24 protein-coding genes are annotated in these 26,850 nt (G+C 72.6%); 9 read left to right on the forward strand and 15 right to left on the reverse strand.

What is annotated here, in order from left to right; translation table 11 throughout:
* Positions 1-64: 64 nt before the first annotated feature.
* Positions 65-1,570: a glycerol kinase GlpK gene (gene glpK / locus PSD17_RS31275; RefSeq protein WP_013677117.1), complete on the forward strand. Its 1,506-nt coding sequence runs from the start codon at positions 65-67 to the stop codon at positions 1,568-1,570.
* A gap of 15 nt (positions 1,571-1,585) precedes the next feature.
* Here glpK and PSD17_RS31280 read toward each other — a convergent pair whose 3' ends face one another.
* Together PSD17_RS31280 and PSD17_RS31285 are read right to left on the reverse strand one after the other, a co-directional pair.
* A complete protein-coding gene (locus PSD17_RS31280) occupies positions 1,586-1,900 on the reverse strand; it encodes a putative quinol monooxygenase (RefSeq protein ID WP_013677116.1) in 315 nt (104 codons plus the stop codon).
* Positions 1,901-1,967: 67 nt separating this feature from the next.
* The gene (locus PSD17_RS31285; RefSeq protein WP_339125967.1) at positions 1,968-3,116 is read right to left on the reverse strand and encodes a PQQ-dependent sugar dehydrogenase; all 1,149 of its coding nucleotides are present in this window, start codon (positions 3,114-3,116) and stop codon (positions 1,968-1,970) included.
* Positions 3,117-3,263: 147 nt separating this feature from the next.
* Here PSD17_RS31285 and PSD17_RS31290 point away from each other — a divergent pair, with 147 nt between their 5' ends.
* The 8 genes from PSD17_RS31290 (at position 3,264) to PSD17_RS31325 (ending at position 13,253) form a co-directional block, all read left to right on the forward strand.
* Entirely contained in the window at positions 3,264-3,899 is a 636-nt protein-coding gene (locus PSD17_RS31290; RefSeq protein WP_013677114.1) for a DedA family protein, read from the forward strand.
* A gap of 305 nt (positions 3,900-4,204) precedes the next feature.
* The gene (locus PSD17_RS31295; RefSeq protein WP_339125968.1) at positions 4,205-5,029 is read left to right on the forward strand and encodes a PaaX family transcriptional regulator; all 825 of its coding nucleotides are present in this window, start codon (positions 4,205-4,207) and stop codon (positions 5,027-5,029) included.
* A gap of 361 nt (positions 5,030-5,390) precedes the next feature.
* Positions 5,391-6,476 (forward strand): cupin domain-containing protein, encoded by a 1,086-nt coding sequence (locus tag PSD17_RS31300; RefSeq protein WP_013677112.1) that lies wholly within the window; start codon positions 5,391-5,393, stop codon positions 6,474-6,476.
* Positions 6,473-7,285: a fumarylacetoacetate hydrolase family protein gene (locus PSD17_RS31305; protein ID WP_339125969.1), complete on the forward strand. Its 813-nt coding sequence runs from the start codon at positions 6,473-6,475 to the stop codon at positions 7,283-7,285. The genes PSD17_RS31300 and PSD17_RS31305 overlap by 4 nt, the downstream gene beginning before the upstream one ends.
* Positions 7,285-8,850 carry an FAD-dependent monooxygenase gene (locus tag PSD17_RS31310; RefSeq protein ID WP_339125970.1) on the forward strand — a complete coding sequence of 522 codons (1,566 nt, stop codon included), beginning with the start codon at positions 7,285-7,287 and terminating at the stop codon, positions 8,848-8,850. Before PSD17_RS31305 ends, PSD17_RS31310 begins: the two co-directional genes overlap by 1 nt.
* Complete coding sequence (locus PSD17_RS31315) at positions 8,847-10,889, forward strand: acetate--CoA ligase family protein (protein ID WP_013677109.1); 2,043 nt, start codon at positions 8,847-8,849, stop codon at positions 10,887-10,889. Before PSD17_RS31310 ends, PSD17_RS31315 begins: the two co-directional genes overlap by 4 nt.
* A complete protein-coding gene (locus PSD17_RS31320; protein WP_339125971.1) occupies positions 10,870-12,555 on the forward strand; it encodes a (2,3-dihydroxybenzoyl)adenylate synthase in 1,686 nt (561 codons plus the stop codon). Before PSD17_RS31315 ends, PSD17_RS31320 begins: the two co-directional genes overlap by 20 nt.
* Positions 12,552-13,253 carry a maleylpyruvate isomerase family mycothiol-dependent enzyme gene (locus tag PSD17_RS31325; protein WP_339125972.1) on the forward strand — a complete coding sequence of 234 codons (702 nt, stop codon included), beginning with the start codon at positions 12,552-12,554 and terminating at the stop codon, positions 13,251-13,253. The genes PSD17_RS31320 and PSD17_RS31325 overlap by 4 nt, the downstream gene beginning before the upstream one ends.
* A 22-nt stretch (positions 13,254-13,275) precedes the next feature.
* Here PSD17_RS31325 and PSD17_RS31330 read toward each other — a convergent pair whose 3' ends face one another.
* The 13 genes from PSD17_RS31330 to PSD17_RS31390 form a co-directional block, all read right to left on the reverse strand.
* Positions 13,276-13,998, reverse strand: a complete 723-nt coding sequence (locus PSD17_RS31330) for a Crp/Fnr family transcriptional regulator (protein ID WP_103381740.1) — start codon at positions 13,996-13,998, stop codon at positions 13,276-13,278.
* A 168-nt stretch (positions 13,999-14,166) separates the two neighbouring features.
* The gene (locus PSD17_RS31335; protein ID WP_339125973.1) at positions 14,167-15,021 is read right to left on the reverse strand and encodes an alpha/beta fold hydrolase; all 855 of its coding nucleotides are present in this window, start codon (positions 15,019-15,021) and stop codon (positions 14,167-14,169) included.
* 33 nt (positions 15,022-15,054) lie between these two features.
* Positions 15,055-16,209, reverse strand: coding sequence for an LLM class flavin-dependent oxidoreductase (locus PSD17_RS31340; protein WP_339125974.1), 1,155 nt, complete (start codon positions 16,207-16,209; stop codon positions 15,055-15,057).
* 30 nt (positions 16,210-16,239) lie between these two features.
* Positions 16,240-17,040 carry an alpha/beta fold hydrolase gene (locus PSD17_RS31345; protein WP_339125975.1) on the reverse strand — a complete coding sequence of 267 codons (801 nt, stop codon included), beginning with the start codon at positions 17,038-17,040 and terminating at the stop codon, positions 16,240-16,242.
* A gap of 103 nt (positions 17,041-17,143) precedes the next feature.
* On the reverse strand, positions 17,144-18,145 hold the full coding sequence (locus tag PSD17_RS31350) for an NAD-dependent epimerase/dehydratase family protein (RefSeq protein ID WP_339125976.1): 1,002 nt from the start codon (positions 18,143-18,145) through the stop codon (positions 17,144-17,146).
* A gap of 433 nt (positions 18,146-18,578) precedes the next feature.
* Positions 18,579-19,163, reverse strand: a complete 585-nt coding sequence (locus tag PSD17_RS31355) for a hypothetical protein (protein WP_339125977.1) — start codon at positions 19,161-19,163, stop codon at positions 18,579-18,581.
* Positions 19,151-21,517 carry a xanthine dehydrogenase family protein molybdopterin-binding subunit gene (locus PSD17_RS31360; RefSeq protein ID WP_013677100.1) on the reverse strand — a complete coding sequence of 789 codons (2,367 nt, stop codon included), beginning with the start codon at positions 21,515-21,517 and terminating at the stop codon, positions 19,151-19,153. The genes PSD17_RS31355 and PSD17_RS31360 overlap by 13 nt, the downstream gene beginning before the upstream one ends.
* Complete coding sequence (locus tag PSD17_RS31365) at positions 21,504-21,995, reverse strand: (2Fe-2S)-binding protein (protein ID WP_339125978.1); 492 nt, start codon at positions 21,993-21,995, stop codon at positions 21,504-21,506. Before PSD17_RS31365 ends, PSD17_RS31360 begins: the two co-directional genes overlap by 14 nt.
* Complete coding sequence (locus PSD17_RS31370; RefSeq protein WP_103383629.1) at positions 21,988-22,875, reverse strand: FAD binding domain-containing protein; 888 nt, start codon at positions 22,873-22,875, stop codon at positions 21,988-21,990. Before PSD17_RS31370 ends, PSD17_RS31365 begins: the two co-directional genes overlap by 8 nt.
* Positions 22,872-23,702, reverse strand: a complete 831-nt coding sequence (locus PSD17_RS31375; protein ID WP_339125979.1) for an alpha/beta fold hydrolase — start codon at positions 23,700-23,702, stop codon at positions 22,872-22,874. Before PSD17_RS31375 ends, PSD17_RS31370 begins: the two co-directional genes overlap by 4 nt.
* Complete coding sequence (locus PSD17_RS31380) at positions 23,699-24,715, reverse strand: amidohydrolase family protein (RefSeq protein WP_103383630.1); 1,017 nt, start codon at positions 24,713-24,715, stop codon at positions 23,699-23,701. The genes PSD17_RS31375 and PSD17_RS31380 overlap by 4 nt, the downstream gene beginning before the upstream one ends.
* Before the next feature lie 58 nt (positions 24,716-24,773).
* Complete coding sequence (locus PSD17_RS31385; RefSeq protein ID WP_013677095.1) at positions 24,774-25,676, reverse strand: LysR family transcriptional regulator; 903 nt, start codon at positions 25,674-25,676, stop codon at positions 24,774-24,776.
* Between the two features lie 16 nt (positions 25,677-25,692).
* Positions 25,693-26,844: an MFS transporter gene (locus PSD17_RS31390; RefSeq protein WP_013677094.1), complete on the reverse strand. Its 1,152-nt coding sequence runs from the start codon at positions 26,842-26,844 to the stop codon at positions 25,693-25,695.
* Between the last annotated feature and the right edge of the window lie 6 nt (positions 26,845-26,850).

A 26,850-nucleotide genomic window follows, 5' to 3' on the forward strand; every position in this document is an offset into this window, starting at 1 on the left:
CGCAACCGGGCTGCGGGAAAGTGCCGTTCCTGCAGCCGGACGGCGGCGCACAGGGAAGCACCCGATGAGTGAGCGAGTGGTCGCGGCGATCGACCAGGGCACGACGTCGACACGCTGCCTGCTGTTCAACCGCGCCGGCCGGATGATCGCGGTCGCCCAGCGCGAGCACCGCCAGCACTACCCGCGCCCCGGCCGGGTCGAGCACGACGTCGAGGAGATCTGGCGCAACCTCGTGTCGATCGTCCCGGCGGCACTACGCCGCGCGGGGCTGGGCCCGGAGAACATCGCCGCGCTCGGGATCGCCAACCAGCGCGAGACCACCGTCATCTGGAACCGGCACACCGGGCTCCCGCTGGCCCGCGCGATCACCTGGCAGGACACGCGCACCGACGGCATCGTCGCCAGGCTGACGGCCGAGGGGCACGGGCCGCTGTTCTCGTCCGTGTGCGGGCTCGCCCCGGCGACCTATTTCGCCGGTCCGCGGCTGCGCTGGCTGCTCGACAACGTTCCCGGTGCGCGGGAGGGCGCCGAGCGCGGCGACGTCCTGTTCGGCACGATGGAGACCTGGCTGATCTGGCGGCTCACCGGCGGGCCCGCCGGCGGCGTGCACGTCACCGACGTCACCAACGCCAGCCGCACGATGCTGATGGACATCCGCACGCTGCAGTGGTCACCGAAGCTGCTGGCGGCACTCGACGTCCCGGAGCGGATGCTGCCGCGCATCCGGTCGAACTCCGAGGTCTACGGCGTCTGCTCGACCGTGCTGCCCGGCGTCCCGGTCGCCGGCGCGCTGGGCGACCAGCACGCCGCGCTCGTGGGCCAGACCTGCTTCGCGCCCGGCGAGGCGAAGTGCACCTACGGCACGGGCGCGTTCATGCTGATGAACACCGGGCCGCGGATGGCGGAGTCGACCCACGGACTGATCCCGACGGTCGGCTACGTGCTCGGCGAGAACGTGCCCGTGTACGCGCTCGAGGGCTCGATCGCGATGACGGGCTCGCTGGTGCAGTGGTTCCGCGACTCGCTCGGGCTGATCGAGACCGCGCCCCAGATCGAGACTCTCGCGATGACGGTGCCCGACAACGGCGGCTGCTACATCGTCCCGGCGTTCTCCGGGCTCTACGCGCCGCGCTGGCACCCGGACGCGCGCGGCGTCATGGTCGGCCTGACGTCCTACATCGACAAGGGGCACCTGGCCCGGGCGGTGCTGGAGGCGACGGCGTGGCAGACCCGCGAGGTCGTCGACGCGATGAACGCCGACTCCGGGCTGCCCGTCACCCGCCTCAAGGTCGACGGCGGCATGACGGCCAACCACCTGCTCATGCAGTTCCTCGCCGACGTGCTCGACGTGCCGGTCGAGCGGCCGCTCGGGTCGGAGGCGGTGTCGCTGGGTGCGGCGTACGCGGCGGGGCTGGCCGTCGGCCACTGGTCGAACCTGGAGACGTTGCGCGCCAACTGGCACCGGGCCGCCGCGTGGGAACCGGCGATGGACCCGGAGCTGCGGCGCCGCGAGCACGCGAACTGGGAGCGCGCGGTCGACCGCAGCTACGACTGGGTCATCCCGTCCTGAGCGCCGGCGGGACGGTCAGGAGAGGCCGGGACCGCCCATCGGCGAGAGCTCGATGAACTCGGGCGGCCCCGCGAGCAGTCCCAGCACCGAGCCGAGCCCGGCCTCGCCGAGGTCGCGGTTGAGCGCCGCGTCCGACGCCGCCTCGTCGCTCCAGACCTCGGTGATCCACACCGCGTCGTCCTCGTCGGGCGTCCGGTTGACGACGTAGAGCTCGCAGCCGGGGGCGTCGCGCATCCCTTCGGCGACGCGCAGCAGCCCCTCGGCCAGCGCACGGCCCTGCCCCTCGACGGCGACCATCCGCACGTACCGACCCACCCTGCCGCCGCTCATGGGTCCCGACGGTACGGCCCTGTCGACGACCCGGCCGAAGCACCCTGTGAGTGGCGACCATCGCCACTCACAGGGGGACCACCAGGATGCGGTCGTCGTCGGCGGCGGGGGAGCCGCGGCCGTCGCGGTTGCTCGTGGTCACCCAGAGCGAGGACCGGTCGGGGCTGGCGACGACGGTGCGCAACCTGCCGAACTGTCCGGTGTAGAGCGCCTCGGGGGTCCCGACGCGGCCGTCGGGGGTCAGCGGCACCCGCCACAGCCGTTCCCCGCGCAGCGCACCGACCCACAGCGAGCCGCCCGCGTAGGCCATCCCGCTCGGGGAGGCGTCGGCGGTCGACCACGTGAGGAGGGGATCGGCCAGGCCCGGCCGCCCGGCGATCCCCTCGACGGTCGGCCAGCCGTAGTTCGCGCCCGCCGTCAGGAGGTTGATCTCGTCGTAGGTGTTCTGGCCGAACTCGGTCGCGTAGAGCCGGTCGCCGGGGCCGAAGGCCAGGCCCTGCACGTTGCGGTGGCCATAGGTGAAGACGCCGGTGCCGAAGGGGTTGCCCGGGGCGGGGGCCCCGTCGGGGGTGAGGCGCAGGACCTTGCCCCCGAGGTCGTTCAGGTCCTGGGCGGGGCCGCGGCGGCCGGCCTCGCCCGTCGCCACGTAGAGGAATCCGTCGGGGCCGAACGTGAGGCCGCCGCCGTTGTGGATCGACCCGGCCGGGATGCCGGACACGACCACCGTCTGCGCGGTGCCGTCGACCGTCCCGTCCGGCGCGACCTGCAGCCGCACGACCCGGTTGTCCCCGGCCGAGGTGTAGTACACGAAGACCGTGCGGTCCGCCGCGAACCGCGGCGACACCGCGATCCCGAGCAGGCCGCCCTCACCGCGGGCCACGACCCCCGCGACCGTTCCGACCGGCGTCGCCGCCCCCTGCGGGGTCACCCGCATGATCGCCCCGGACATCCGCTCGGTGACCAGCGCGTCGCCGTCCGGGAGGAACGCGACGCCCCAGGGCACCTCGAGCCCGGTCAGCAGGACACGCGGACCGGCGGGCGTGCGCTGCGGCTCGAGGTCCGACGGAGGAGCCGGCACCGGGACCCGGGCGGTGGCGTCGGGGTCGGGTGCGGCGCCGGCGCACGCGGCGAGGGTGAGCAGGGCGACGACCACGACGCCGACGACCCTGACGACCCCGCCGACGACGCCGCTGGTGCCGCGGGCTGCGATGCGCACGGAAACCACGCTAACCACCCGTGAGGGACGAGGCCGTCGGGACCCACCGATCGGGTGCGCCGCACGGGGTCGCGCGGCGGCCGGCCGGGTGGCGGCGGCAGACTCGGGGCGCACCCCGCGGTCGCGGGTGCCGATGATGGGGGACTGATGTCGGTCGATCACCTGCTGCAGACGATCCCGCCGCTGACGGTGTACCTGCTCGTCGGGTTCGTCGTGGGGATCGAGAGCCTCGGCATCCCGTTGCCCGGCGAGATCGTGCTGGTCAGCGCGGCGTTGCTGTCGTCGCGCCACGAGCTCGCGGTGTCCCCGGCGTGGATCGCGGTGGCCGGCAGCGCGGGCGCGATCATCGGCGACTCGATCGGCTACCTCGTCGGACGCCGCTACGGCATGGCGTTGTTCGGCCGGCTCGGCAGGCGCTTCCCGCGGCACTTCGGTCCCGACCACGTCCGGGTCGCCGAACGGGTCTTCACCCGCTGGGGCATGTGGGCGGTGTTCTTCGGCCGGTTCATCGCGCTGCTGCGAATCTTCGCGGGGCCGCTCGCCGGCGCGCTCGGCATGCACTACCCGCGGTTCCTCGTGGCCAACGCGCTCGGCGGGATCGCGTGGGCGACCGGGACGACGCTGCTCGTCTACTCGCTGGGCGTCGTGGCCGAGAGATGGCTCTCGCGGTTCTCGTGGATCGGCCTGGTCGTGGCGGTGCTGGTGGGACTCGGGGTGAGCCTCGTGATCCGCGCCCGGACGCGCAGGCTCGCCGAGAGCTACGCCGCCGAGTCCGACGACTGACGCGGCCCCGCAGCAGGCCCGTGTCGAGCACGGGCGGGTCGGGGCCGTAGGCGTTGCGCCGCGCGGCCCGCACCCGCAACCCGGCCAGCGCGGTGACCAGCGCGAACGCCGGCGGTGCGCCGCGCAGCCACGTTCCGGCGATCCTCGCGGAGCGAGTGTCTACCGTGAGCGACGTCCTCTTGGTGTTTCAATTGGCTGCCGGTCGGGACGATTTCGGCGCTCCAGACGGTCGGCGGATCGTCGCGGACGACGTGAATGGGCCGCTGCAGGCGGCGTGCGGTGTCCGCGCGTGGGGAGGTGTGTTCGTGAAGGCGCGCTCGCTGATCTTCGACCTGTTCGGCGACTACCTTCGCTACCGGGGGGGCGAGGCCCGGTTGCGGAGCCTCGTGTCGCTGATGCACTGCTTCGACGTCCCTGAGCCCACGGTCCGCGTCGTGGTGACGAGACTGCGTAAAGAGGGCTGGTTGGCGAGCCGCCGCGACGGCCGCGAGACGGTCTACCTCCTCACCGACGCAGCCTGGGGGCTGCTCGACGAGGGTCGTGAGCGCATCTTCCACCGCGCGCAGGGCCCGTGGGACGGGCTGTGGCACATGGTCATCTACTCCGTCCCGGAGGCCGAGCGCGGCCTACGCGAGCAACTGCGCAAGAAGCTTGCCTGGTTCGGTTTCGGCCCGCTCTCGTCGGCGGTCTGGGTGAGCCCGCACGACCGCACCGGGCTGGTTCGCGCCGCTTTTGCCGATGAGCCCGCCGTGCAGCTCGACGTCTTCCGGTCGCGGTCGGCCGGCGTTGCCTCGGATCGGGACATCGCCGCCCGGTCCTGGGACCTCGAGGGCCTCGACCGCGCCTACGCCGAGCTCCTGGAGACCTATCGGCCCCGGCTCGCGGCCTATCGGTCGGGCGCGCTGCAGGGCACGGACGCGCTGGTCGAGCGGATGAACCTGGTCCACGACTACCGACGCTTCCCGTTCCGCGACCCCGATCTGCCGCCCGAGCTCCTGCCGGAGGGGTGGAGCGGCCGGCTCGCCCACGAGGTGTTCCTCGAAGCCCACGGGTTGCTGCGGGGCCCGGCCGAGGCCTGCGTCGACGCGTTGACGGGCGCCGTCGCACTGCCTGCGGAGGAGGCGGGGTAGATCCACCCCCGCCGACGTTACACACGATGGACGATCGTCCTGCATATGTTGTAGGTTCGGGTCGTGCTCGCCACGGGGGCGGTGCACGCACACGACGAGGAGCGTGGCGGTCGTGCCGGCGGTGACAAGCCCGACGCGTTTCCGATCCGGGCCCCCGGTGGTCGTCTCGTGCCTCGTGCGGCCGGCGCCCGAGTCATCGCCTTCGGCGTCGGCTCCGGGTGCAGCCTCGACGGACTGCCGGGGCGACCGGCGCGCAGGCGGCCGACCCGACCTCGTCTCTGCGTGCCGCCCCCGCTCGTGTGGCCCGCCCTGACGACACCCTGGGGGCGACGGTCGCCGGAACGACGAAGGAGACGTTCGCATGGCCTCCAGCCAGCTGCCGGAGATCACCTGCACGGAACAGGCGCAGCTCGAGGAGCTGTACGCGGCCTTCGACGCCGCGCACATGAAGCCGCTCTGGACCGAGATCGGCGGCCTGATGCCGACCACTCCGCAGCCCGACTCCGTACCGATGCTGTGGCGCTGGTCCAGTCTGCTGCCGCTGGCCGAACGTGCGGGGGAGCTCGTCCCGGTCGGCCGGGGTGGGGAGCGGCGCGCGATCGCGCTCGTGAACCCGGGGCTGTCCGGCGCGCCCTACGCCACGCCGACGCTGTGGGCGGCGATCCAGTACCTGGGCCCGCGCGAGGAGGCACCGGCACACCGCCACACCCAGAGTGCATTCCGGTTCGTGGTCGAAGGGGAGGGCGTCTGGACGAACGTGGAGGGCGACCCGGTGGCTATGCAACGCGGAGATCTGCTGCTCACCCCCGGAATGCACTTCCATGAGCACCACAACACCACCGATCACGCGATGGCCTGGATCGATGGCCTGGACATCCCGCTCGTCCGCACGATCGACGCCGGGTTCTTCGAGTTCGGCCCGGACGAGCTGGCCACGAAGGAGACGCCGGAGGTGTCCCGCAACGAGCGGCTGTGGGGGCACCCCGGACTGACCCCGGTCGGCGCGCCCACTCCGAAGGCGTCTCCGCTGATGGCGTACCGCTGGGAGCACACCGACGCCGCGCTCGGCGCGCAGTTGGAGCTCGAGCGCGAGGGCCGGCCCGGTGTCGTCGAGCCAGGGCACGCGGTGGTCCGGTTCACCAACCCGGCCACCGCAGGTGACTGTCTGACGACCATGCGTTGCGAGATGCACCGGCTGCGTGCAGGCACGTCCACCGCGCTGACCCGGACCGCCGGCTCGTCGGTGTGGCAGATCTTCGAGGGTGCCGGAGTCGTCACCGTGGGCGACGCGCGGTACGAGGTCGGCACGGGCGACCTCTTCTGCGTGCCCTCGTGGGCGGGTCTGGCCTTCGACACCGACGCCGGGCTCGACGCCTTCCGCTTCTCCGACGACCCCGTCGTCGAGGCCCTCGGTCTTGCCCGCACCGCGCACGAGGACCGTTCGTGAAGCTCGCGACCGTCCGCACCGCCACGGGCACCGCGGCTGTCCGGATCGATGACGATGCAGCGGTCGAGCTCGACGCCGAGGACCTCGGCGTGCTGCTGGCCCGGCCGGACTGGCGCAGCGCCGCCGAGACCGCGACCGGCGCGCGCCACGAACTCGCAGGGCTGGACTACGCGCCGCTGGTACCGAAGCCGGAGAAGGTGCTGTGCGTCGGTCTGAACTACCGCACACACATCCTGGAGATGGGCCGGGAGCTGCCGGAGTACCCGGCGTTGTTCGCGAAGTTCAGCCGGGCGCTGGTCGGTGCCCACGACCCGGTCGAGCTGCCGGCGGGGTCGGAGCAGGTGGACTGGGAGGCCGAGCTGGGCGTGGTCATCGGCACGGAGGTCCGCCACGCAACTCCGGTGCAGGCCGCCGCGGCGATCGCCGGCTACACCGTGGTCAATGACGTGACCGCCCGAGACTTCCAGTACCGGTCCGTGGAGTGGTTGCAGGGCAAGACGTTCGAGCGCAGTACCCCGGTCGGGCCGTGGCTGGTCACAGATGTGGAGCCAGGCGACATCTCCTGCGAGGTCGACGGCGACGTGGTGCAGAAGGCCGACACCTCCGACCTGGTCTTCGGTCCGGCCGAGCTGGTCGCCTACATCTCGCGGATCATCACCCTGGTGCCCGGCGACCTCATCGCCACCGGTACGCCGGGTGGGGTCGGGCACGCCCGCAGGCCTCCGCGCTACCTCAGGGAGGGCTCCGTCGTCGTCACTCGCGTCGAGGGAGTGGGCGAGCTGAGGAACGTCATGGTGACGGCGAACTGATGCGCATCGCCGTCGCCGGAGGCGGTCCAGGCGGGCTGTTCTTCGCCACACTGATCAAGCGGGCCGACCCGTCGGTCGAGGTGACGGTGTTCGAGCGGAACCGGGCCGACGACACGTTCGGCTTCGGCGTGGTGTTCTCCGACCGCACGCTGGCCGGGATCCACGACGCCGATCCGGTGCTGCGCGAGGCGCTGACCGAGCACGGTCGGCACTGGGACGACATCGAGGTCCGGCTGAAGGGCGAGCGGATCCGCTGCGGCGGGAACGGCATGGCGGCGATCGTGCGCCGCACACTGCTGGCGCTCATGCAGGCCCGGGCCCGCGACGTCGGGGCCGGGCTGCGTTTCGCCACGGAGGTCACCCTCGACGACCTCGCCGACTACGACCTCGTCGTGGCCGCCGACGGCGCCGGCTCGAGGATCCGCGAGCAGCTCGACGCGGACCTCGGCGTGAAGGTCGAGACCGCGACGGCGAAGTTCATCTGGTTCGGCACGGACTACCTGTTCGACGGCCTGACCTTCGTGCACGAGCGCAGCCCGGATGGCGTCTTCGCCGTGCACGGATACCCGATCTCGGACGAGGTTTCCACCTTCATCGTGGAGACCGACGAGGAGTCCTGGCGTCGCGCGGGGTTGGACGAGTTCGACCTGACACGCCCGCCCGGGGAGAGCGACCTGATCTCCAAGGAGTACCTGGAGAAGCTGTTCGCCGACCAGATCGACGGGAAACGGCTGCTGGTCAACAACTCGCGGTGGGGCAACTTCCGCACCCGGCGCACCAGACGGTGGCACACCCTCGCGCCGCGTCCCGTCGCGTTCCTCGGCGACGCCGTGCACACCGCCCACTTCTCGGTCGGTTCGGGGACGAAGATGGCGATGGAGGACGCGGTCGCGCTGTCCGCTGCGCTCACCGCGCAGCCCGGACGTCTCGAGGCGGCCCTGGTCGCCTACGAGGAGGCTGCGCAGCCGTCCGTGCGCCGGATCCAGGACTCGGCTCGGCCGAGCCTGGCCTGGTGGGAGCATTTCGGCCGCTACCACGAGGCGTTCGAGCCCTGGCAGTTCGCCTACCACTTCCTGTCCCGCAGCATCACCCACTCTCGGCTCGCCCGCCGGGCGCCGGACTTCGTCGACGCCTGTCACCGGAGTTGGGTGGCCTCGCACGGTGCCGAGCCTCTGGAGACCCCGTTCGAGAACGGGGGGTGGTCGGCGCCCGGTCGGGCCGTCGAGGTCGAGCTCTCCCACGGAATCCCGGTGAGTGCTGCCGGGCTGCCGCTCGGTGAGCCCGTCGAAGGCCCCTGGGGCGGGGTGTTGGCGGCTCCGGACGCCGAATCCGGGCTGCCGGAGACCCTGACCACCCTCGCGTCACTGGTCCGGCGTGGGCCCGCGATCGTCGCGGTCCACGGTGGCACTCCACTGACCCGCACGCTCCTCACGGAGCAGGCCCGGCTCGCCGAGGGCATGCCCACGCTGCTCGTCGACCCGGACCTGGACCGGGACAAGGCTCTGACCGCGGTCCTCTCCGGGCGGACCGATCTCGTGGGGATGTCGCCGGGGTGGGACCGGTGAGCGCTCTCACACCGTTGTTCGCGCCGCGCTCGGTCGCCGTCGTCGGGGCCTCCCGGACGCCCGGCAAGCTCGGTGCCGCGCTGGCCCGGTCACTCGACGGCTTCGCGGCGGCCGGCGGCCGGCTCGCTCTGGTCAACGGCCGGGACGGCACCATGTACCCGTCACTCGCTGCGGCGGCCGCGGACGGTCCGGTCGATCTCGCGATGATCTGTGTCCCCGCGCCCGCGTGCCCTGGCGTGCTGGCCGAGGCCGTCGCCGTGGGTGTCGGCGCCGCGGTGATCTGCGCCGGCGGATTCGCCGAGGCCGGTGGACCGGGCGTCGGGTACCAGGACGAGCTCGCGGCGGTGGTGCGGGACAGCGGGATCCGCCTGCTCGGACCCAACACCAGCGGCTTCCTCGTCCCGCCCCGGGCGCTGACGGCGAGCTTCGTCCCCGGGGCCGCGTCGGTGCAGGCCGGGCGGGTGGCCGTGGTCGCCGCCAGCGGCGGAGTCAACCACGCGCTGGCGTTCCTCCTGGCGGAGGCCGGACACGGGATCAGCCTCGCCGTCGGCCTGGGCAACGGCGTGGACGTCACCGCGCCGGACGTCCTGGCCCACCTCGCCACCGACGCCTCGACCGGGGCGGTGGCCCTGCACGTCGAATCGGTCGCCGACGGCCCGGCACTGGTGGAGGCCGTCGCGACGCTCGTGCCGCACAAGGCTGTTGTCGCGCTGGTCGTGGGACGCAACGACGTCGCGGAGTTCGCCGCGTCCCACACCGGGGCGCTCGCCACCTCCTGGCGCATCACCCGCGCCGCGCTCGCGCAGGCCGGCGCGGTGCTCGTCGACGACGAGCGCGAGCTGGTCGACGCGGTTGGTGCCTTGTCGGTGACCCGCGCTGCTCCGGCGGTCGATCCAGGCGTGGGCGTCGTGACCGCGCAGGCGGGCCCCGGTCTGCTGCTGCTCGACGAGCTGCGGGGCCGGTGCGCCCGCGTCCCCGCACTCACCGAGGCCACCCAGGCCACCCTCGCGACGCTGCTGCCGCCCCTGACCTTCCAGCGCAACCCGGTCGACACCGGGCGCCCCGGCCCGGAGTTCGGCGCAGTGTTGTCGGCGGTGTCCGAAGACCCGAGGGTGGACGTCATCGCCGGGTTCGCCCTGTACGAGCCCGACGCCGTCGATCTTGCCGCAGTCGTCGAGGAAGGTCGCCGGACCAACGTGCCGGTGGTGCTCGGCGTCGGTGGTACCGGGACGGACGTGCTGAGGTGCCGTGCCGACCTGATCTCCGTCGGCGTCGCCGTGGCCACGAGCCCCCACGGGGTCGCCGTTGCCAGCGGGGCGGTCCTCGCCGACGCCCGTCACCGCGCCCGGATCGGCGGCACACCCGATCCCGTCGAGGTCAGCGTGGCGGGTCCGCTCGACGAGAGCCAGGCGAAGGATCTGCTGGACACCCTCGGCATCGCCACCATGCCCCGGCGCGCCTGCGCGGACCGGGCCGAGGCCCGGGCTGCGCTCGCCGAGCTGGGGGGACCGGTCGCGGTCAAGCTGCTCGACGCGACGGTCCTGCACAAGACCGAGATCGGAGGGGTCGCGCTCGGCATCCGGGACTCCGCGGAACTCGAGTCCGCCCTGGACGCCCTGGAGACCGCGGGCGCCTGCCGGTTCCTCGTGGAGCGAATGGCGCCGGGCGGTGTCGACCTGGTCGTCGGCGCCCGGCGCGACGCCGTGTTCGGTCCGATCGTGCTGGTGGGCCTGGGTGGGACCACGGCGGAGGCAGTCGCCGACGTGTCCGTACGACTCGCCCCGCTGACCGCCGGCGAGGCGGCTCTCATGCCGGCCGAGCTGGCCGGCCGTGCGCTGCTCGAGGGCTGGCGGAATGGTCCGAGTCTCGATCCCGCTGCGCTCGGTGAGGTCGTCGCCCGGCTGGGCGGTGTCCTCGCCGCCGCGCCCGACCTTGCCGAGATCGAGGTCAATCCGCTCCGACTCACCGACGACGGCCTGGTCGCCCTCGATGCCGTCGTCCTGCACCGGAAGGCTGCCGATGCCCGGCCCCGTCAGTGAGCACACCGTCCCCTGGCCTGCCACGGAGGTCGAGCGGTATGTCGCCGCGGGCTACTGGCAGGGGGTCCCGCTCGGGCACCTGCTCCGTGAGGTCGCCGACCGCACGCCCGATGCGCCCGCGCTCGTCGACGCGGCGACGGGGCTGCGGCTGACCCATCGCGAGCTCGCGGACCGGGCGGACGCCACCGCGGTCCGCCTCCTGGACCTGGGCCTCGCACGCGGCGATCGGATTCTGGTGCAGCTCGGGAACGGCGGAGAGTTCGTGATCCTCACCCTGGCCTGCCTCCGCGCCGGGGTCGTACCGGTGATGGCGCTGCCCGCGCACCGACGGACGGAGCTGAGCCACCTCGCCGCGCACGCCGAGGCCGTGGCGATCGCGGTCCCCGACCGGATGCGGGACTTCGACCACCAGGCGCTCGCCCACGATCTGGGCCCGGGCGTGCAGGAGATCACGGGTGCGGACTGGCTCGTGCTGGTCGACGGCGACCACGTCGACGACGCGAGTGTCGATCTGCGCGCGCTCTGCGGGCCCGGGACGGGGGAGGAGCGCGCCCGGTTGGAGGCGGCCTGTCCCGAGAGCCGGGACGTGGCCGTGTTCCTGCTCTCCGGCGGGACCACCGGTCTTCCCAAACTGATTGCCCGCACCCACGACGACTACGCCTACAACGCTCGGGCCAGCGCGGACATGGCTGGGGTCGACGCGGACTCGGTGTACCTGGTCAGCCTGCCGGCGGGGCACAACTTTCCGCTCGCCTGCCCGGGCATGCTCGGGGTGCTGCTCGCCGGTGGGACCGTCGTCATGCTGCCGTCGCCGGAGCCGACGCGGGCGTTCGCCACGATCGCGGCGGAGGGGGTCACGCACACCGCTGTCGTCCCGGCGGTTGCCGGCCGCTGGCTGGAGCACGCGGGCGAGCACGGTGCCCCGCCGTCGCTGCGGGTGCTGCAGGTCGGTGGGGCACGCCTGGCCGACGAGCTCGCTCATCGCGTCGAGCCGGTGCTCGGGGCGCGACTGCAGCAGGTGTTCGGGATGGCCGAGGGCCTCCTGAACTTCACCCGCCTGGACGACCCGATCGACGTCATCTGCACCACGCAGGGCCGTCCGATGTGCCCGGACGACGAGGTGCGCCTCGTCGACGAGCTGGACGTCGACGTCGCCGAGGGCACGCCCGGCTCGCTGCTCACGCGCGGCCCCTACACGCCGCGCGGGTACTACCGCGCCCCCGAGCAGAACGCGCGGGCATTCACAGCGGACGGTTGGTTCCGCTCCGGTGACATCTGCCGCCGTACGCCCGAGGGCAACCTGATCGTGGAGGGCAGGGACAAGGACATGATCAACCGTGGTGGAGAGAAGATCTCCGCCGAGGAGATCGAGAACCTCGTCTACCAGATGCCCGCGGTGGGCCAGGTCGCCGCGGTCGCGATGCCGGACCGGGAGCTCGGCGAGCGCGTGTGCCTGTACGTCGTGCCCCGGCCGGGCGCGACGCTCACCCTCGACGAGGTGCGCGCAGCCATGGCCGCGCTCGGGGTGGCGAAGTTCAAGTGGCCGGAGCGCCTGGAGATCGTCGATGCGCTGATGTCGACGAAGGTCGGCAAGATCGACAAGAAAGCGCTGCGGGCCGACGTCGCCGAGCGCCTCGCGCACGAGTCCACCGGAGCGACTCCATGACGGACCGCCACGACACGGCGACCACGCTGCTCTGGCTGCGGCAGGGCACCGACCTGTTGTCGACCACGGTGGACGCGCTCGACGACGGCTCCTTCGTCCGCCCGAGCTGCCTGCCCGGCTGGACGCGGGCGCACGTCGTGGGACATCTCGCACGCAACGCCGAGGCGCTCGTTCGGCTGGCGACCTGGGCACGGACCGGTGTCGAGAACCTGATGTACGCCAACCGCGCGCAGCGCGCTGCGGAGATCGAGGAGTCGGCGGGGTATCCCCCGGACCGGCTGCGGCGCGAACTGCTGGCGACCGCTGCGGCGCTGGATGACGCTCTCACTCACCTCACCCCGGAGGCCTGGCGGTCGGAGGTCCGCAGTGCCCAGGGCCGAGCGATCCCCGCCGCCGAGGTGCCGTGGATGCGTAGCCGCGAGGTGTGGCTGCACGCCGTCGATCTCGGCACCGGCGTCACCACAGCCGATCTGCCCGCCGAACTCCTCGACCTCCTGCTCGACGACGTGACGGCGGTGCTCTCGGCCAAGGAGGGGTGCCCGGCGTGCAGCCTGCGTCCCACCGACCGCACCCGGCAGTGGCGGCTGGCCGGGGAAGCGGTCGAGGCGGAGATCGTGGCCCCCGCCGCCGACATCGCAGGATGGCTCACCGGTCGCACTGCGCTCGCCGGAGCCCCGGCCTTGCCCCGCTGGCTCTGACCGTTACCGCTGTCGAGCTCGCTCAGGGCGAGGCGCCTCCCGGGGAGTCCTTGCGTGCTTCCTGGCCGGCCGCCAGGCGGTGCAGCCCACTCGGGTCCGCGATCCGGATCCCTTTCGCGTGGCGTTCGACGACGCCCGCTCCGCGGAGCTTCCGAAGCGCACGTGCCACCACCTCGCGCACCGAGCCGATCGCGTCGGCGAGCTCCTGCTGCTCGACCTCGACGATCAAGCCCTCGGGGGAGTTCGAGGCCAGGTCGAGCAGGTGTCTGCTGACCCGTTGCTGAACCGTTCCGAACAGGTTGTCCCCGAGGAACTCCACCGTCTCGAACACGATTTGGCACGCCTGCTGAGCGAGGAGCCAGGACAGCGTCGCGTCGCTCCCGGCGAGGCGGCGGAGCGTGTTGACATTGAGCATCGACAGCTCGCAGTCGGTGATCGAGTCGGCCCCGACCGGGGAGCTCTGTGCGATCGCCGATGGGAGGCCGATGACCTGACCAGGGCCTGCGTACCGCACTGTCGCGACGCGGCCCTCCTTCGACACGACCTTGACCCGTGCTTGGCCGTGGTGGAGGAGCGCCAGTCTGGGCGGCCCGAATGCCTCGTAGATGGCGTGTCCCGCGGGCACCGTCACGACAAAGGCATCGCGGAGCATCGCATTGCGGATCTCGGGGGAGAGCTGCGCGAAGTAGCTGCTTTCCCACGCCGTCAACGTGCCCGCATGCAGCCCGCTGCGCACCGATGCCATGGCCGGCCGTCTCCTTCCATGCAGACCTCCTGCCAGGCTATCGGCCAGGCGCCGACACCTGTGGGTCGTCGTCGACGGCCGTCGACCGGTGACCGCTCCGGTCGCCACGGCGACGCCCGTCGCCCGCCGACCGGATGCGGCACGGTAGGTGAACGCCGGTCACTGCCGTCATGACGACACCTCCTCCCGGAAACGGCGGTCGAGGAACGACAGCAGGTCGTCGCGGAACCGCTCGGGATGTTCGATGTGCGGGAGGTGCCCGCAGTCCGGATAGACCACCAACTCGACGTCAGGTATTCGGGCCGCGACCTCGTCGGCGTATCCGGGCAGCCGGAGTGGGTCGTCGGCCCCCGCGACCAGCAACGTCGGCACGGTGATGTTCTCGTACGGGGTGGTGTCGACCTTCCCGAACTCACCGCCGCCCTCGCTGCCCGGGGGACGCAGGCGGGCCGATGCCGCGCACTGCCAGGCACCGGGCTCGAGACTGAGCCGGTGGCGCCAGCGCACGTACTCGGGGTCCTCGGCCAGGGCCGGCGAGAACATCAGGGTGCGCAGGATGCGCGCCATCCCCTCCTCGGTCAGGTCGTAGTCGAGGATCGCGCGGCGGGCCTCGTTGTCGGGCACGAAGCCGCCACCGCTGACGAGGACCGCCGCGGCGGCCCGGAACCCGGGCTCGTCGCGCGCGAGGTCCTCGGCCAGGTACGTGCCGCCCATGGAGTTGCCGACGACGGCAGCAGGTCCGAGGTCCAGCGCCTCGATCGTGGCAGCCATGTGGCGCATCCGCCGCCCTGTCGGGTCCGCGAAGTCGACCATCTTGTCGGTACGCCCGAATCCGAGCCAGTCCGGGGCGACGGCGTGGTAGCCCACTTCGGCCAGCGCCGGCATCAGGGAGGACCATGAGCTCTCCGCGCAGGCGCCGTACTCTCCCGAGTGGAGGAGGATGACCGGCGGCCCGAAGCCTTCCTCCAGGACGTGGGTGCGGATGCCGTCCACGACGAGGAAGCGGCTGCCGGATCCGGTCATCGTCGGCCTTTCCCCGGAGCGCACGTCGCCCGCTCAGACGGCCACGGGATGGGCGGTGAAGATGTCGTCGAGCCTGGGCCTGACGTGCTCGGCGAACGTGCGGATGCCCCTGACCGTCTCGTCGTGCTCCAGGAAGCCGGCCTGGCCCATCAGCAAGAGGTGCCCGAAGCCACCGACCTTCTCGTAGAACTTCTCGATCTGACCGCGGACCGTCGACGGGCTCCCCGCGAAGACGATGCCCTCCTCGATGAGGTCCTCGAGGGTCAGGGACTTGAAGTCGTAGGCAGACCGCTCACCACGAAGTCCGGCGGCACGGGCGAAGTACGGGGTGTAGCCCGGCGGCTGCACGAACTCGAAGGGCACTTTGTTGGCCTTGACGTACCACATCAGCTTCCGGGCGCCTTCAAGGCCTTCCTCGTCGGTATCACCGGTGTACGTGAGGGCGGCGTAGGCGAAGCGGTCGTCGGCGGGGGTGGGGCGACCGGTCTCGGCCACCCGGTCCCGGTAGGCCTCGAATACTTTCCGGGTGCCCTCGTAGCCGGTGAGGAAAGAGGCGATGACGTAGTTGTCGTCCGCGATCCGGGCGGCACTGCCGGGGGTCATCGCGGTAACCCAGACCGGCGGGGCGGGCTGCTGCAAGGGCCGGGGCCAGATGTTGACGTGACGCTGCTGGAAGAACCTGCCCTCCCAGCTGAAGGGGCCGTCGTGCGTCGTCCAGGCCTTCTGGATCAGCTCGATCGCCTCCCACATGCGCTCGCTCATCATGACCGGCTTGCTGTTCACCGCGGACACCTCGTACGGGACGCCCCTTACGAAGCCCACCTCGAGCCGCCCGTGGCTGAGCAGGTCGACCAGTGCCATCTCCTCGGCGACCCGGACCGGGTCCTTCCGGTTCGCCACCGGGTTGCCGAGGATGAGGATTCGCGCATCCTTCGTGATCCGACCGAGGATCCCCGCGATGACCGGTGCCGCCGGGTCCATGCACGTGGCCGTCGCATGGTGCTCGTTGATCATCACGTTGAGACCGCACTCGTCGGCGACCTGCCACTCGGCCAGGTATCGGTCCCAGAGGTCCGCCGCCCGAGCCGGGTCGATCACGCCGTTCGGCAGCGTGACCCGGACGGAGTTGATCGTCTCCTCCGGAGGCAGGTACGGGTAGGCGGTCTCGCTGAAGTGCCAGTACTGCATCAGGTTCTCCTCGGGGTGCGCCTGAGCCCGTCAGGCTGCGTGCTCGACGACGAGCTCGGCGAGGGTGTCGGGCTGCTCGATCTGAGCGCGGTGGCCGGCGCCCTCGACGAGCTCGAAGCGGGCGCCGGGGATCGAGTCCGCGTAGGCGCGCCCGTACTCCGGGCTCACGATGCCGTCCTGGGCACCCCAGATCACGAGGGCCGGGACATGCACGCGGCCGAGCCAGCGCCGTAGGCGGGGGTTGTGCAGGTATGGCTCCCACCCGTAGAGCGCCAGCGCCTCCTCGTTCCGGGCGATGTGCAGGACGTCCTCGTGCGGGGCCAGTGCCAGGTCGCCCGGGCCCGCCGCCGGATCGGCGTAGTTGCGGGAGTCGAGCTCGGCACGAGAGATGGCGAACACGTCGGTGATGTCGCGGTCTTCGCGGCCTCCGACCTTGATCCCGACCGGGTCGACGAGGACGAGCCTCCCGATCCGGGAGCACTCGCGTACGGCCATCTCCGCGGCGACCCAGCCGCCGAACTGGAGTCCGACGACGACGACGTCGTGCAGGTCCTGCTGTTCCAGCCATTCGAGATACAGGTAGGCGAGGTCGTCGACCGAATCGCACCAGTCGGGGCGTGGGGACAGCCCGAACCCGGGATGGCTGGGGGCGACGACCGTGAACCGCTCGGCGAGCGCGTCCGTGAAGGCCTCGTCGGCTTCGCGGCCCTCGGCACCGTGCAGGAGCAAGAGGGTGGGTCCGGACCCTGTGCGGTACACGTCGAGGAGGACATTCTCGCCCCGGACGCTCCCGACGACGGTTCCGCTCCCGGAGTCGACAAGGCTCAGCATCGGGTTCCTTCCATGTAACGGGTGTGGTCGCCGGTGTGTGGAGGAGGGCGTATCCCCAGAAGCTGCGGTGCTCCACGGCGGCGGCGTCGGCCGACGACGAAGCTCATCGGGACTCCTGGCTGATCGAGGAAGAAGATCGGGAGAGCAGCAGGTCCAGCCGATCGAGGGTGCTGAGGTAGTGCTCGACGGCGGCACCGATGGTGAACCGTGGCGTCCAGCCGAGTTCGATGCGCGCACGTGTGCTGTCCAGCGCGCCGTAGTAGCTCACGCCCATGCCCATCGGATCCAGTCCCGGACCGATTTCGATGACAGCGCCTGGAACGGCGTCACGGACGGCCTCGGCGAGATCGTGCAACGAGGCCGTGCGACCGGTGCCGATGTTGTAGGCGTCGTGCGGCAGTGGCCCCGGGGCGAGGACCGCAGCCACCACCGCCTCGGCGATGTCGACGACGTAGATCGCGTCATCTCGTTGGTCACCGCCCTGGGCGAGGTGGACCGACTCACCCACCGCGGGTAGCTCGATCATGGAGCTGTAGGTGGAGAAGCCACCGTGGCGCTGCAGCTTGCCCGGACCGAAGATCGTCGCGAACCGGAGCGAGACGAACTCGATGCCGCGGTTGCGGGCGTACCACCGGCCCAGCTCCTCGCACGACACCTTCGTGACGTCGTAGAGTGCCACGGGGTCACGGGGATGTTCCTCGGTGACCGGCACGTATTCCGGATGTCCGTGCCTGCCGGACAGTGCCCCGTAGACCGCGCGGGAGCTCGTGTACACGATGCGGCCGACTCCGGTCGCCGCGGCGGCCTCGCAGACTGCCGCCGTGCCCCCGATGTTGACCCGCACCGCGGCGACCGGGTCCTGGTCGGCGCGGATGACCGCGGCCATGTGGACGACCACGTCCGGCCGGTGCTGCTCGAAGACGGGGTGGACCTGGCCGACATCGGCGACGTCGGCAACGGCAACCTGGATCTCGTCGGCCACGTCGGGGATCAACGACGTGTCCTCGCGATTCTCGAGGACCACGACCTCGTGCTCCTGCTCGACGAGCGCGCGAACGACCCATGAGCCGTTCACGCCCAGCCCGCCCGTCACGAGTACTCGCAAACGAATGACCTCCTCGTCATGCCCGGCGATGCTCACCGCGCCGGGTTGCGTCGTGAGCGATGAGACCGGCAGGCACCACTTCGGTCAACGGTGCTCGCGACTCAAGTCACACCAGGTGGACGACTGCGGAACGTCAGTCACAGCGGCTGGTCACCGTCGGGCGAAGGGGCCGGGGCCGACATCGGCCCGACAGCCGGCGACCACGACGAACGGGAGGAACCGGGGAGAGAACGGGACTGAGCCGTGGCCGTCGACATGACGATCGAGAGCACTCCGGCCGTCGACACCGGCCACGGTGCCCACTACGACGGGACGTCGCGGAGCTGTGACTACGTGACCGAGTCGGCAAGGAACAGCGGACGCCGGCGTGGCACCGCAGACGGCGATCCGGCGCGCAGGGCGACGGATTCGTCGCCGTGCGCACCGGATCGGCTCATCGCGGCCGGGTTGCCACCGCTGCGGCGGCCGCTGCTGCCAGTGCGACTGCGGCCGCGACGAGGAGCGCCGGGCGGCGTCGGGTCCGCGGCGCGGCTGCGGGCGCGGTGGGGGCCTGCAAAGCCGGGATGGCTGCGGCGGACGGGGCTGCAGTGGACGGGGTTGCGGTGGACGGGGTTGCGGTGGACGGGGCTGCGGCGGGCGGGGGCGGGGTCGCTGCGGAGGACGTCAGGTCGGAGAGGACCCGGCGCGCCAAGGAGGGCAGCAGCGCCCGGGCGACGTCCGCGCCCTCGCCGGTGACGACGAGGTCGGTGACGACGTCGATCGTCGTCCCCGCGGTGCCCGGGCGGAGCGCCGCGGCGATCGTCGCGCTCACCCGGCCGTCGCTGTCCCCGGCACGCAGGACGACACGACGGCGCGCGGGGTCGCTGCTCACGACCCGCAGCGTCGCGTCCCGGTACTCGACTCGCTGTCCGCCCAGCCCCAGCACGAGCGGGCGGGGCGGGGCGGGTGGCGCGGTGAGCCGCGCGAAGCAGGTGTCGACGGGTGCCTCGACCTCGAGGGTGTCGATCAGCCGTGCCACGGGCCGGTCCCGTCGAGGTCGTCGGTGCTCAGCGCGTCGACGATCTTGGGTGGGGTGATCGGCAGCGAGGTGATGCGGGCGCCGAAGGGGCGCAGGGCGTCCTCGACGGCATTGGCGATCGCGGCCGGCACCGGGATGGTGCCGCCCTCGCCGGCACCCTTGGCACCCAACGGGTTGAGGGGGCTGGGGGTGTGGATGTGCACCAGCTCGACGGGCGGTACCTCCATCGACGACGGCAGGCTGTAGTCGAGGTAGCTCGTGCTCTGCGGCTGGCCGGTCTCGTCGTAGAACGGCTCCTCGTACATGGCGTTGCCGACACCGTGGGCGAACCCGCCGAGCACCTGCCCGTCGACGAGCATCGGGTTCATGACGTTGCCGCAGTCGTGCCCGATGACGTAGCGCAGGACGTCGATGGCGCCGGTCTCCGGGTCGATCTCGACGGCGACGGCGTGGGTGCCGCTGGCGTAGGCGGCGCGTTCGGGTGCGAAGTAGACGGTCGTCTCCAGCCCCGGGAGGATTCCGGGGGCGAGGGTGATGCCGTGCTTGCCGACGTTGGCCGCCCCGGCGATGTCGCGCAGGCTGACGCTGCGGGTGGGGTCGTCGGTGACCTCGACGCGGTTGCCGCGGATGGTCAGCGACGCGGCGCTCGTCTTGAGCATGGCCTCGGCGACCTGCAGCAGCTTGCCGCGCATCTCCTGCCCGGCCTGCAACGTCGCGGGCCCGGCGGTGGCGGTGTTGCGTGAGGCGAAGGTGCCCTGCCCGAACGGGATCCGGCTGGTGTCACCCGTCGTGACGCGGATGAGGTCCATGTCCATGCCGAGCGCGTCGGCGGCGATCTGGGCGTAGACCGTCTCGTAGCCCTGGCCCTGCGGCGCGGCGGCGAGCGTCACGAGGACGGTGCCGTCGTTGAGCAGTCGGTAGCGGGAGCCCTCGTAGGGGCCGAGCCCGCAGCCCTCGACGTAGGCGGCGATCCCGATGCCGACGAGTCGTCCCTCGGCACGGGCGGCGGCCTGGAGCGAGCGCTGCTCCTCGTAGCGGAAGGCGGAGAGCGTCTTCTCCAGCAGCAGCGGGAAGTTGCCGCTGTCGTAGGTGAGCGGGCTGCCGTCGCGGAACGTCAGGCCCACGCGGTAGGGGAACTCGTCGGCCTGCACCAGGTTGCGACGCCGGAACTCCACCGGGTCCATGCCCAGGTGCTCGGCCGCGCGGTCGACCATCCGTTCCATCGCGACGACCGCCTGCGGCCGGCCCGCCCCGCGCACGGAGCTGGTGGGGACCATGTTGGTGTAGCAGGCGATCAGCTCGGTGTGGATGTTCGGGATGCGGTACTGGCCGGGCAGCGTCGACAGGGTGATCATCGGGACCTGCAGGCCCGCGCAGTAGGCGCCCTGGTCGTGCTCGAAGACGTTGCGGATCGCGAGGATGTGGCCGTCGTCGTCGAACCCGATCTCGACGTCGTGGACCTGCGTCCGCTCCATCATGGTCGCGACGAAGTTCTCGCGACGGTCCTCGACCCACTTGACCGGGTTGCGCAGCAGCCGCGCGACCCACGGGATGACCGCCTCCTCGCCGTAGAACTGCGCCTTCGGCCCGAAGCCGCCGCCCACGTCGGGCGGGGCGACGACGCGGATGCCGTCCTCGGGCATGTCGTAGAGGTATGCGAGGGTGTTGCGGACGTAGTGCGGCGACTGGGTGGTGTCCCAGACGACGAGCTGCTCGGTGGTGGGGTCGAAGCGGGCGGCGACGCCGCGCGTCTCCATGGAGTGGCCGCCGCCGCGGGCGACGGTGAACCGCTCGCGCAGCCGGTGCGGCGCCGCGTCCATGGCGGCAGCGGGATCGCCCGCGGTCTGGACGACGTGGATCGCGATGTTGTTCTCTGCGCCTTCGTGCACGAGCGGCGCGGAGGCGGCGAGCGCCGCGCCCGTCGACGAGACCGCCGGCAGCACGTCGTACTCGACCTCGACGAGGTCGAGGGCGTCCTCGGCGACGTAGCGCGAGGTGGCGACGACGACCGCCACGGGTTCCCCGACGAACTTGACGAAGTCGGCGGGCAGCGGCACCCGGGGGACGTCGCGCAGCTGGGGGTGCACGACCTTGGGCGGGATGCCCTTGGCGATCTCGGGCAGGTCGGCGCCGGTCCACACCCCGAGGACGCCGGGCATCGCGGCGGCGGCGGAGGTGTCGATGGAGACGATCCGGGCGGCGGCGTGCGGGCTGCGCACGAACGCGGCCTCGTAGCAGCCCGGCAGCTCCAGGTCGTCGAGGTAGGTGGCGGCGCCGGTGAGCAGCCGCCGGTCCTCGCGGCGCAGGACGGACGCGCCGATCATCTTCTGCGTGCGGGGTTCAGTGGTCGTCACGAGTGCCTCCGACCTCGAGCAGCGCCGCGACCATGCCGGTGTAGCCGGTGCAGCGGCAGATGTTGCCGGACAACACGTCCCGGGCCTGTGCCTCGTCGGTGACGGGGCCTTCGCGCAGCGCCGCGGTGGTGCTCATCATGAACCCGCTCGTGCAGAATCCACATTGGACGGCGTGGTGGCGGGAGAAGGCGTCCTGCAGCGGGGTGAGGTCACCCGGGTCGTCGGTGAGGCCCTCGACGGTCTCGACGACGGCGCCGTCGGCCTGGACGGCGAGCATGAGGCAGGAGCGGACGGCGGCGCCGTCGACGATGACGGTGCAGGCACCGCAGACGCCGTGCTCGCAGCCGACGTGGGTGCCGGTGAGCCGCAGCCGGCCGCGCAGGAAGTCGGCGAGCGTGGTGCGCGCGTCGACGACCTCCTCGTGCCGGACACCGTTGACGGTGGTGTCGACCCAGACGGGTTCGTCCTGGTCAGGCATGGGTCAGCTCCTCGGTGGGGACGGCGGCGGCGATGTCGGCGAGGACCCGGCGGGTGAGTGTCCCGACCAGGTCGCGGCGGTAGCCGGCGGAGGCGTGGACGTCGCCGGTGGGCCGGGCCTCGTGGGCGGCGGCGCGGGTGGCGGCGGCGAGCGCGGAGTCGTCGAGGCGGGCGCCGAGCAGCACGTCCTCGGCAGCGCGCAGCCGCAGCGGCGTGCCGGCGACCCCGGCGGCGACCAGCCGGCACCGGGTGACGACGCCGCGGGTGTCGCGGGTGGCCTGTCCGGCGACCGCGGCGAGCGCGAAGTCGCCGCGGCGACCCGCGAACTCGTGGAACGACGTGGTGGTGCCGGCGGGCAGGTCGTCGAGGTCGACGCCGAGCAGCAACTCGTCGTCCTCCAGCGCGGTGGTGAGGTGGAAGACGAAGAAGTCCGCGGCGGCGACGGTCCGCTCGCCGCGGGGCGACGCGATGCGCAGCCGCCCGTCGAGCGCGGTGACGACGGCGGGCAGCTCGGCGGCGGCGTCGGCGTGGGCGAGGCTGCCGCAGAGGGTGCCGCGGTTGCGGATCTGGGGGTGCGCGACCTCGTGCAGGGCCCTGCCGAGCAGCGGGAACGCGCCGGTCAGCGCCGCCGAGCGTTCGACGGCGCGCTGCCGCACGAGGGCGGGGACGTGCCAGCCGGTCGCGGTGCGCACGGGCTCGGACAGGCCGGGGAGCCGGTTGACGTCGACGAGGTGCCCGGGTTCGGCGACCCGGAAGTTCAGCAGCGGCATGAGGCTCTGCCCGCCGGCGAGGACCTTCGCATCACCGGCGTGCTGCCCGAGTACCGCGAGGGCCTCGTCGACGCTGCGGGGGGCGTGGTAGGTGAACCGGCCGGGTTTCACACGACCACCTCCTCGGCGTGCGCGGCGCAGCCGCAGTCCACATCGGACAGCTTCGGTGCCGCGGCCCCGCGCAGGTGCGCGGCGACGACGGCGGCGAGCGCGGGGCGTTCGACGAGCGACATGTGCCGCAGGGCCGGGAGCAGCTCGAACCGGCTGCCGGGGATGCCGTCGGCGAGCGCACGGCCCATCGACGGCGGCGTCGCGAGGTCCTCCTCGCCGGTGAGCACGAGCGTCGGCGCGGTGATCGAGGCGAGCCGCTCCCGGGCGTCGAGGGCACCGAGGGCGCGGCAGGCGGCGGCATGGGCGAGCGAGTCGGTCGCGGTGAACACGGCGGCGACTCGGCGCACCTCGTCGTGGGCGGTGCGGACGAACTCGTCGGTGAACCAGCGGTCGGTCTGGAACGGGATCTGCCGACGACGGGGCACCCCGACCGCGCGGGCGGCGCGTTCGGTCCAGGCGGCGGGGGCGTTGGGGCCGTACCAGGCGGTGGTGTCGGCGAGGACCAGCCGGTCGACGCGCCCGGGATGACGTGCGGCCAGCTCGACGGCGATGCTGCCGCCCATCGACATGCCGACGACGTGCGCGCGGTCGACGCCGAGGTCGTCGAGCAGGGTGGCGACGTCGTCGGCGAGGTCGGCGATGCTGAACGGGGCGCCGTCCCAGGGGGCGGGTTCGGCGCCGTGGCCGCGGGCGTCGGGGGCGACGACGTCGAACCCGGCGGCGACGAGCCGGGTGGCGAACTCGCCCCACACGGCGCCGGACAAGGCCAAGGGGTGCAACAGGACCACGGGTTCGCCGCGGCCCGCGCGGCGGACGGTGGAGGTCATGAGGGACTCCCGGTGAGCAGGCCGCCGAGGTTGCCGCCGAGGACGGCGTCGGTGGCGACGGGGCCGAGGCCGGCCGCGCGCACCGTCGTCGCCGGCTGCGGGTCGCCGAGCGGGAAGGGACTGTCGGAACCGAGCAGGACGCGGTCGTGGCCGACGGCGTCGGTGAGGAAGCGGATCGCCTCGGGGGTGAGCGCGACGGTGTCGTAGTACAGGTCGCGCAGGTAGTCCGAGGGGCGGTCGCGGCCGATGGGGTGGGCGGAGAGGGCGTCGGCGCGGTGGGCGCCGTCGAGGCGGGCGGCCTGGTAGGGCAGGAACCCTCCACCGTGGACGGTGATCAGCCGCAGCCCGGGGAAGCGGTCGAGTACCCCGGCCAGCAGCAGCCGGGCGACGCCGAACGTGGTGTCGACGAGGCGGCAGTACGCGTTGCCGAACTCGGCACTGTCGGGCAGCGTCCGCGCCGGGCCGGTCGAGGCGGGGTGCAGCTGCACGGGCACGCCGAGCCCGGCCGCGACCGTCCACAGGGGATCGAGCCGTCGGTCGGCCAGCGACGTGCAGTGCACGGGATCGGTCGAGAGCACGAGTCCCGCGCAGCCGTCGCGGACGGCGGCCTCCAGGTCCTTGGCCGCGGCCTCGACGTCGTCGAGCGCGACGGTGGCGAGGACGCCCGGTCCACCGGTGGCGGCGTTGTCGGTGAGCAGCGCGTCGTTGACCCGCGCCGCCCAGCTGCGGGCGGCGTCGGCGGGCATCGCGGCGGTGGGCTGCAGATCGAGCCAGGGGGAGAGGAGCTGCCCGTCGATGCCTGTCGCGGAGCGGTACTCGGCGCGCCGGTCGGCGCGGTACATCGGCGGCCGGACGGGCTTCGGGCCGGCGCCGGGCAGCTCGACGCTCCATCCGCTCCCGGTGTCGTGGGCGGTGACGCCGTCGATCCCGCCGCGGGCGGCCAGTGCCGTCAGCAGGGGTTCGGGGACGGCGTGCGCGTGCGCGTCGAGCACGGGTTGCGTCGTCGGATCCACATCTCGACGCTAGGTCGGCATTTCCGCCCTGACCAGCGCGAATGCCTTACCCCAGGGATTAGGAGACCTGGGGTCGGGCCACCTCGCGCAGCAGGTCGACGAGCGCGGTGACGAGCGGGTCGCGCGCCGACTCCAGCAGCGTCACGGCGTCGATCCGGCGGGTGAACGCCGGGTCCTCGAACGGCACCGCGACGATGTCGGGCCGCTGCGCGACGAGCGCCAGCCGCGGCGCGACCGCCACCCCCACCCCGGCGGCGACGAGCCCCTGCAGCGCGGAGTAGTCCTCGGTGCGGAACACGACGTCGGGCTCGAAGCCTGCGATGCGGCACATCACCTCGAGCGCGTCGGCGTAGGGCGCGCGATGGTCGCGGGCGATCCACGGCTCGTCGGACAGGTCGCGCAGCCGCACCGAGGCACTGCCTGCGACCGGGTGGTTCTCCGGGAGCAGCACACACATCGGGTCGTCGCGCAGGTGGTGGTGCAGCAGTCCCTCGTCGGGGCGCGGCGCGAAGTCGTAGTCCCAGCTCAGGCCGACGGTGATCAGGCCGTCGGCGAGCTGGGCGGGCAGCTCCCCGGGCTGTGAGGGATGCAGGACGAGCTGGGTGTCGGGGTGGCGCCGGCGGTACTCGCGCACGACGAGCGGGACGAGGTGCGCACCGGCCGTCGTGAAGACGCCGAGGTGCACGGCCGTGGGACGGCTGCCGATGCGGCAGACCTCCTGTTCGAGGCCGGCGAGCTCGTTGAGCAGCGACCGTGCCCGTTCGGCGAGCAACGTGCCGGCAGCGGTGAGCTGGATACCGCGCGGGCGGCGGTCGACGAGCGGGGTGCCGATCTCGCGTTCGAGGATCGCCATCTGCTGCGACACCGCGGACTGCGTGAAGTGCAGCCGTGCGGCCGCCGCGGTGAACGAGCCCTCCTCGGCGACGGTGCAGAAGATGCGCAGCCTGCGCGTGTCGAGCACGGAACCTCCCAGACGATCAGGCTCTGCCGCCGCGCGCTGCCGCGGCGAGGACCCCTGTCGTACCGAGCGAGGCGGCCAGAGTCCAGAACACGCCGGCGGTGCCGAGCCCGGCGGCGCACAGTCCGGCGACGGCGGGCAGCACGGTCTGTCCGAGCCGGTTGCCCGACAGCCGCAGCGACAACGCGGTGCCGCGCAACGGTGCCGGGGCGACCTCGGCGACCCACGCCATCGTCAGCGGCTGGCCGACGCCGAGCGCGAACCCGGCGAACACCACGAGGACGACGAGCACCCAGATCGCGTGCCCGGCGGGCAGCAGCGCGACGGCGGCGGTCGAGCCGGCGAGGCTCGCGAGCAGCAACCCGCGACGGCCGAGCCTGCGGGTGCCGCCGGGCAGCAGGAGCCGCGACACCACCGAGGCGAGCGCGCGGATCGTCAGCAGCATCCCGACCGTCGACGCCGCGAGCCCACGCTCGGCACCCAGTACCGGCAGGTAGACGACGAGCAGGTCGATCGTCGCGATCACGGTCAGGCTCGACAACACGGCGACCGGCAGGTCGGGCACGCGCAGCAGCGTCCGCAGGGCACCCGGCCCCGCCTTCGCCGCCTCGGTGGACGGGGTGCGCGCGGGCGGGCGCAAGAGGACCGTCACACCACCCATCGCGCAGGCGGCCACGAGCCCGGCGACGAACAGCCGCGTCGTGTCGGGGTGGGTGCCCGACCCGCCCAGCGCGGCGACGACCAGCGGTCCCGCCGCCTGCCCCGCCGACTGGGCCAGCGCGAACCGGCCGAAGGCGCGCACCATGTCGCCGCGCGCCGCGACGAGGCTCTGCTCGCCGAGCATCGTGTAGAGGTGCCCGCAGCCGAGCAGCACGCTCGCCACGACCAGCCCGACGACGCCCTGCCCGATCAGCAGCATCAGTCCGCAGCCCGCGATCGCGAACACCGACCCGGCCACCAGTACCGGGCGCTCGCCGCGGCGGTCGGCCAGCCGTCCGGCGGGCAGCGCCAGCGCCAGCGGCGCGATGGTGAAGCACGCCGCGAGCGCGCCCAGCCACGGCGCCGAGACGCCGATGTCCAACGCGCGGTAGGAGATCGTCGGCCGGACCAGGAAGATCGTCGCCTGCAGCAGGACGGCGTGCGTGAGCAGCAGCGCCCCACGGCCCTTCATCGGCGC

Origin of the sequence: Pseudonocardia sp. D17 (assembly GCF_036984265.1) — a bacterium.
Classification (GTDB): Bacteria; Actinomycetota; Actinomycetes; order Mycobacteriales; family Pseudonocardiaceae; genus Pseudonocardia; species Pseudonocardia benzenivorans.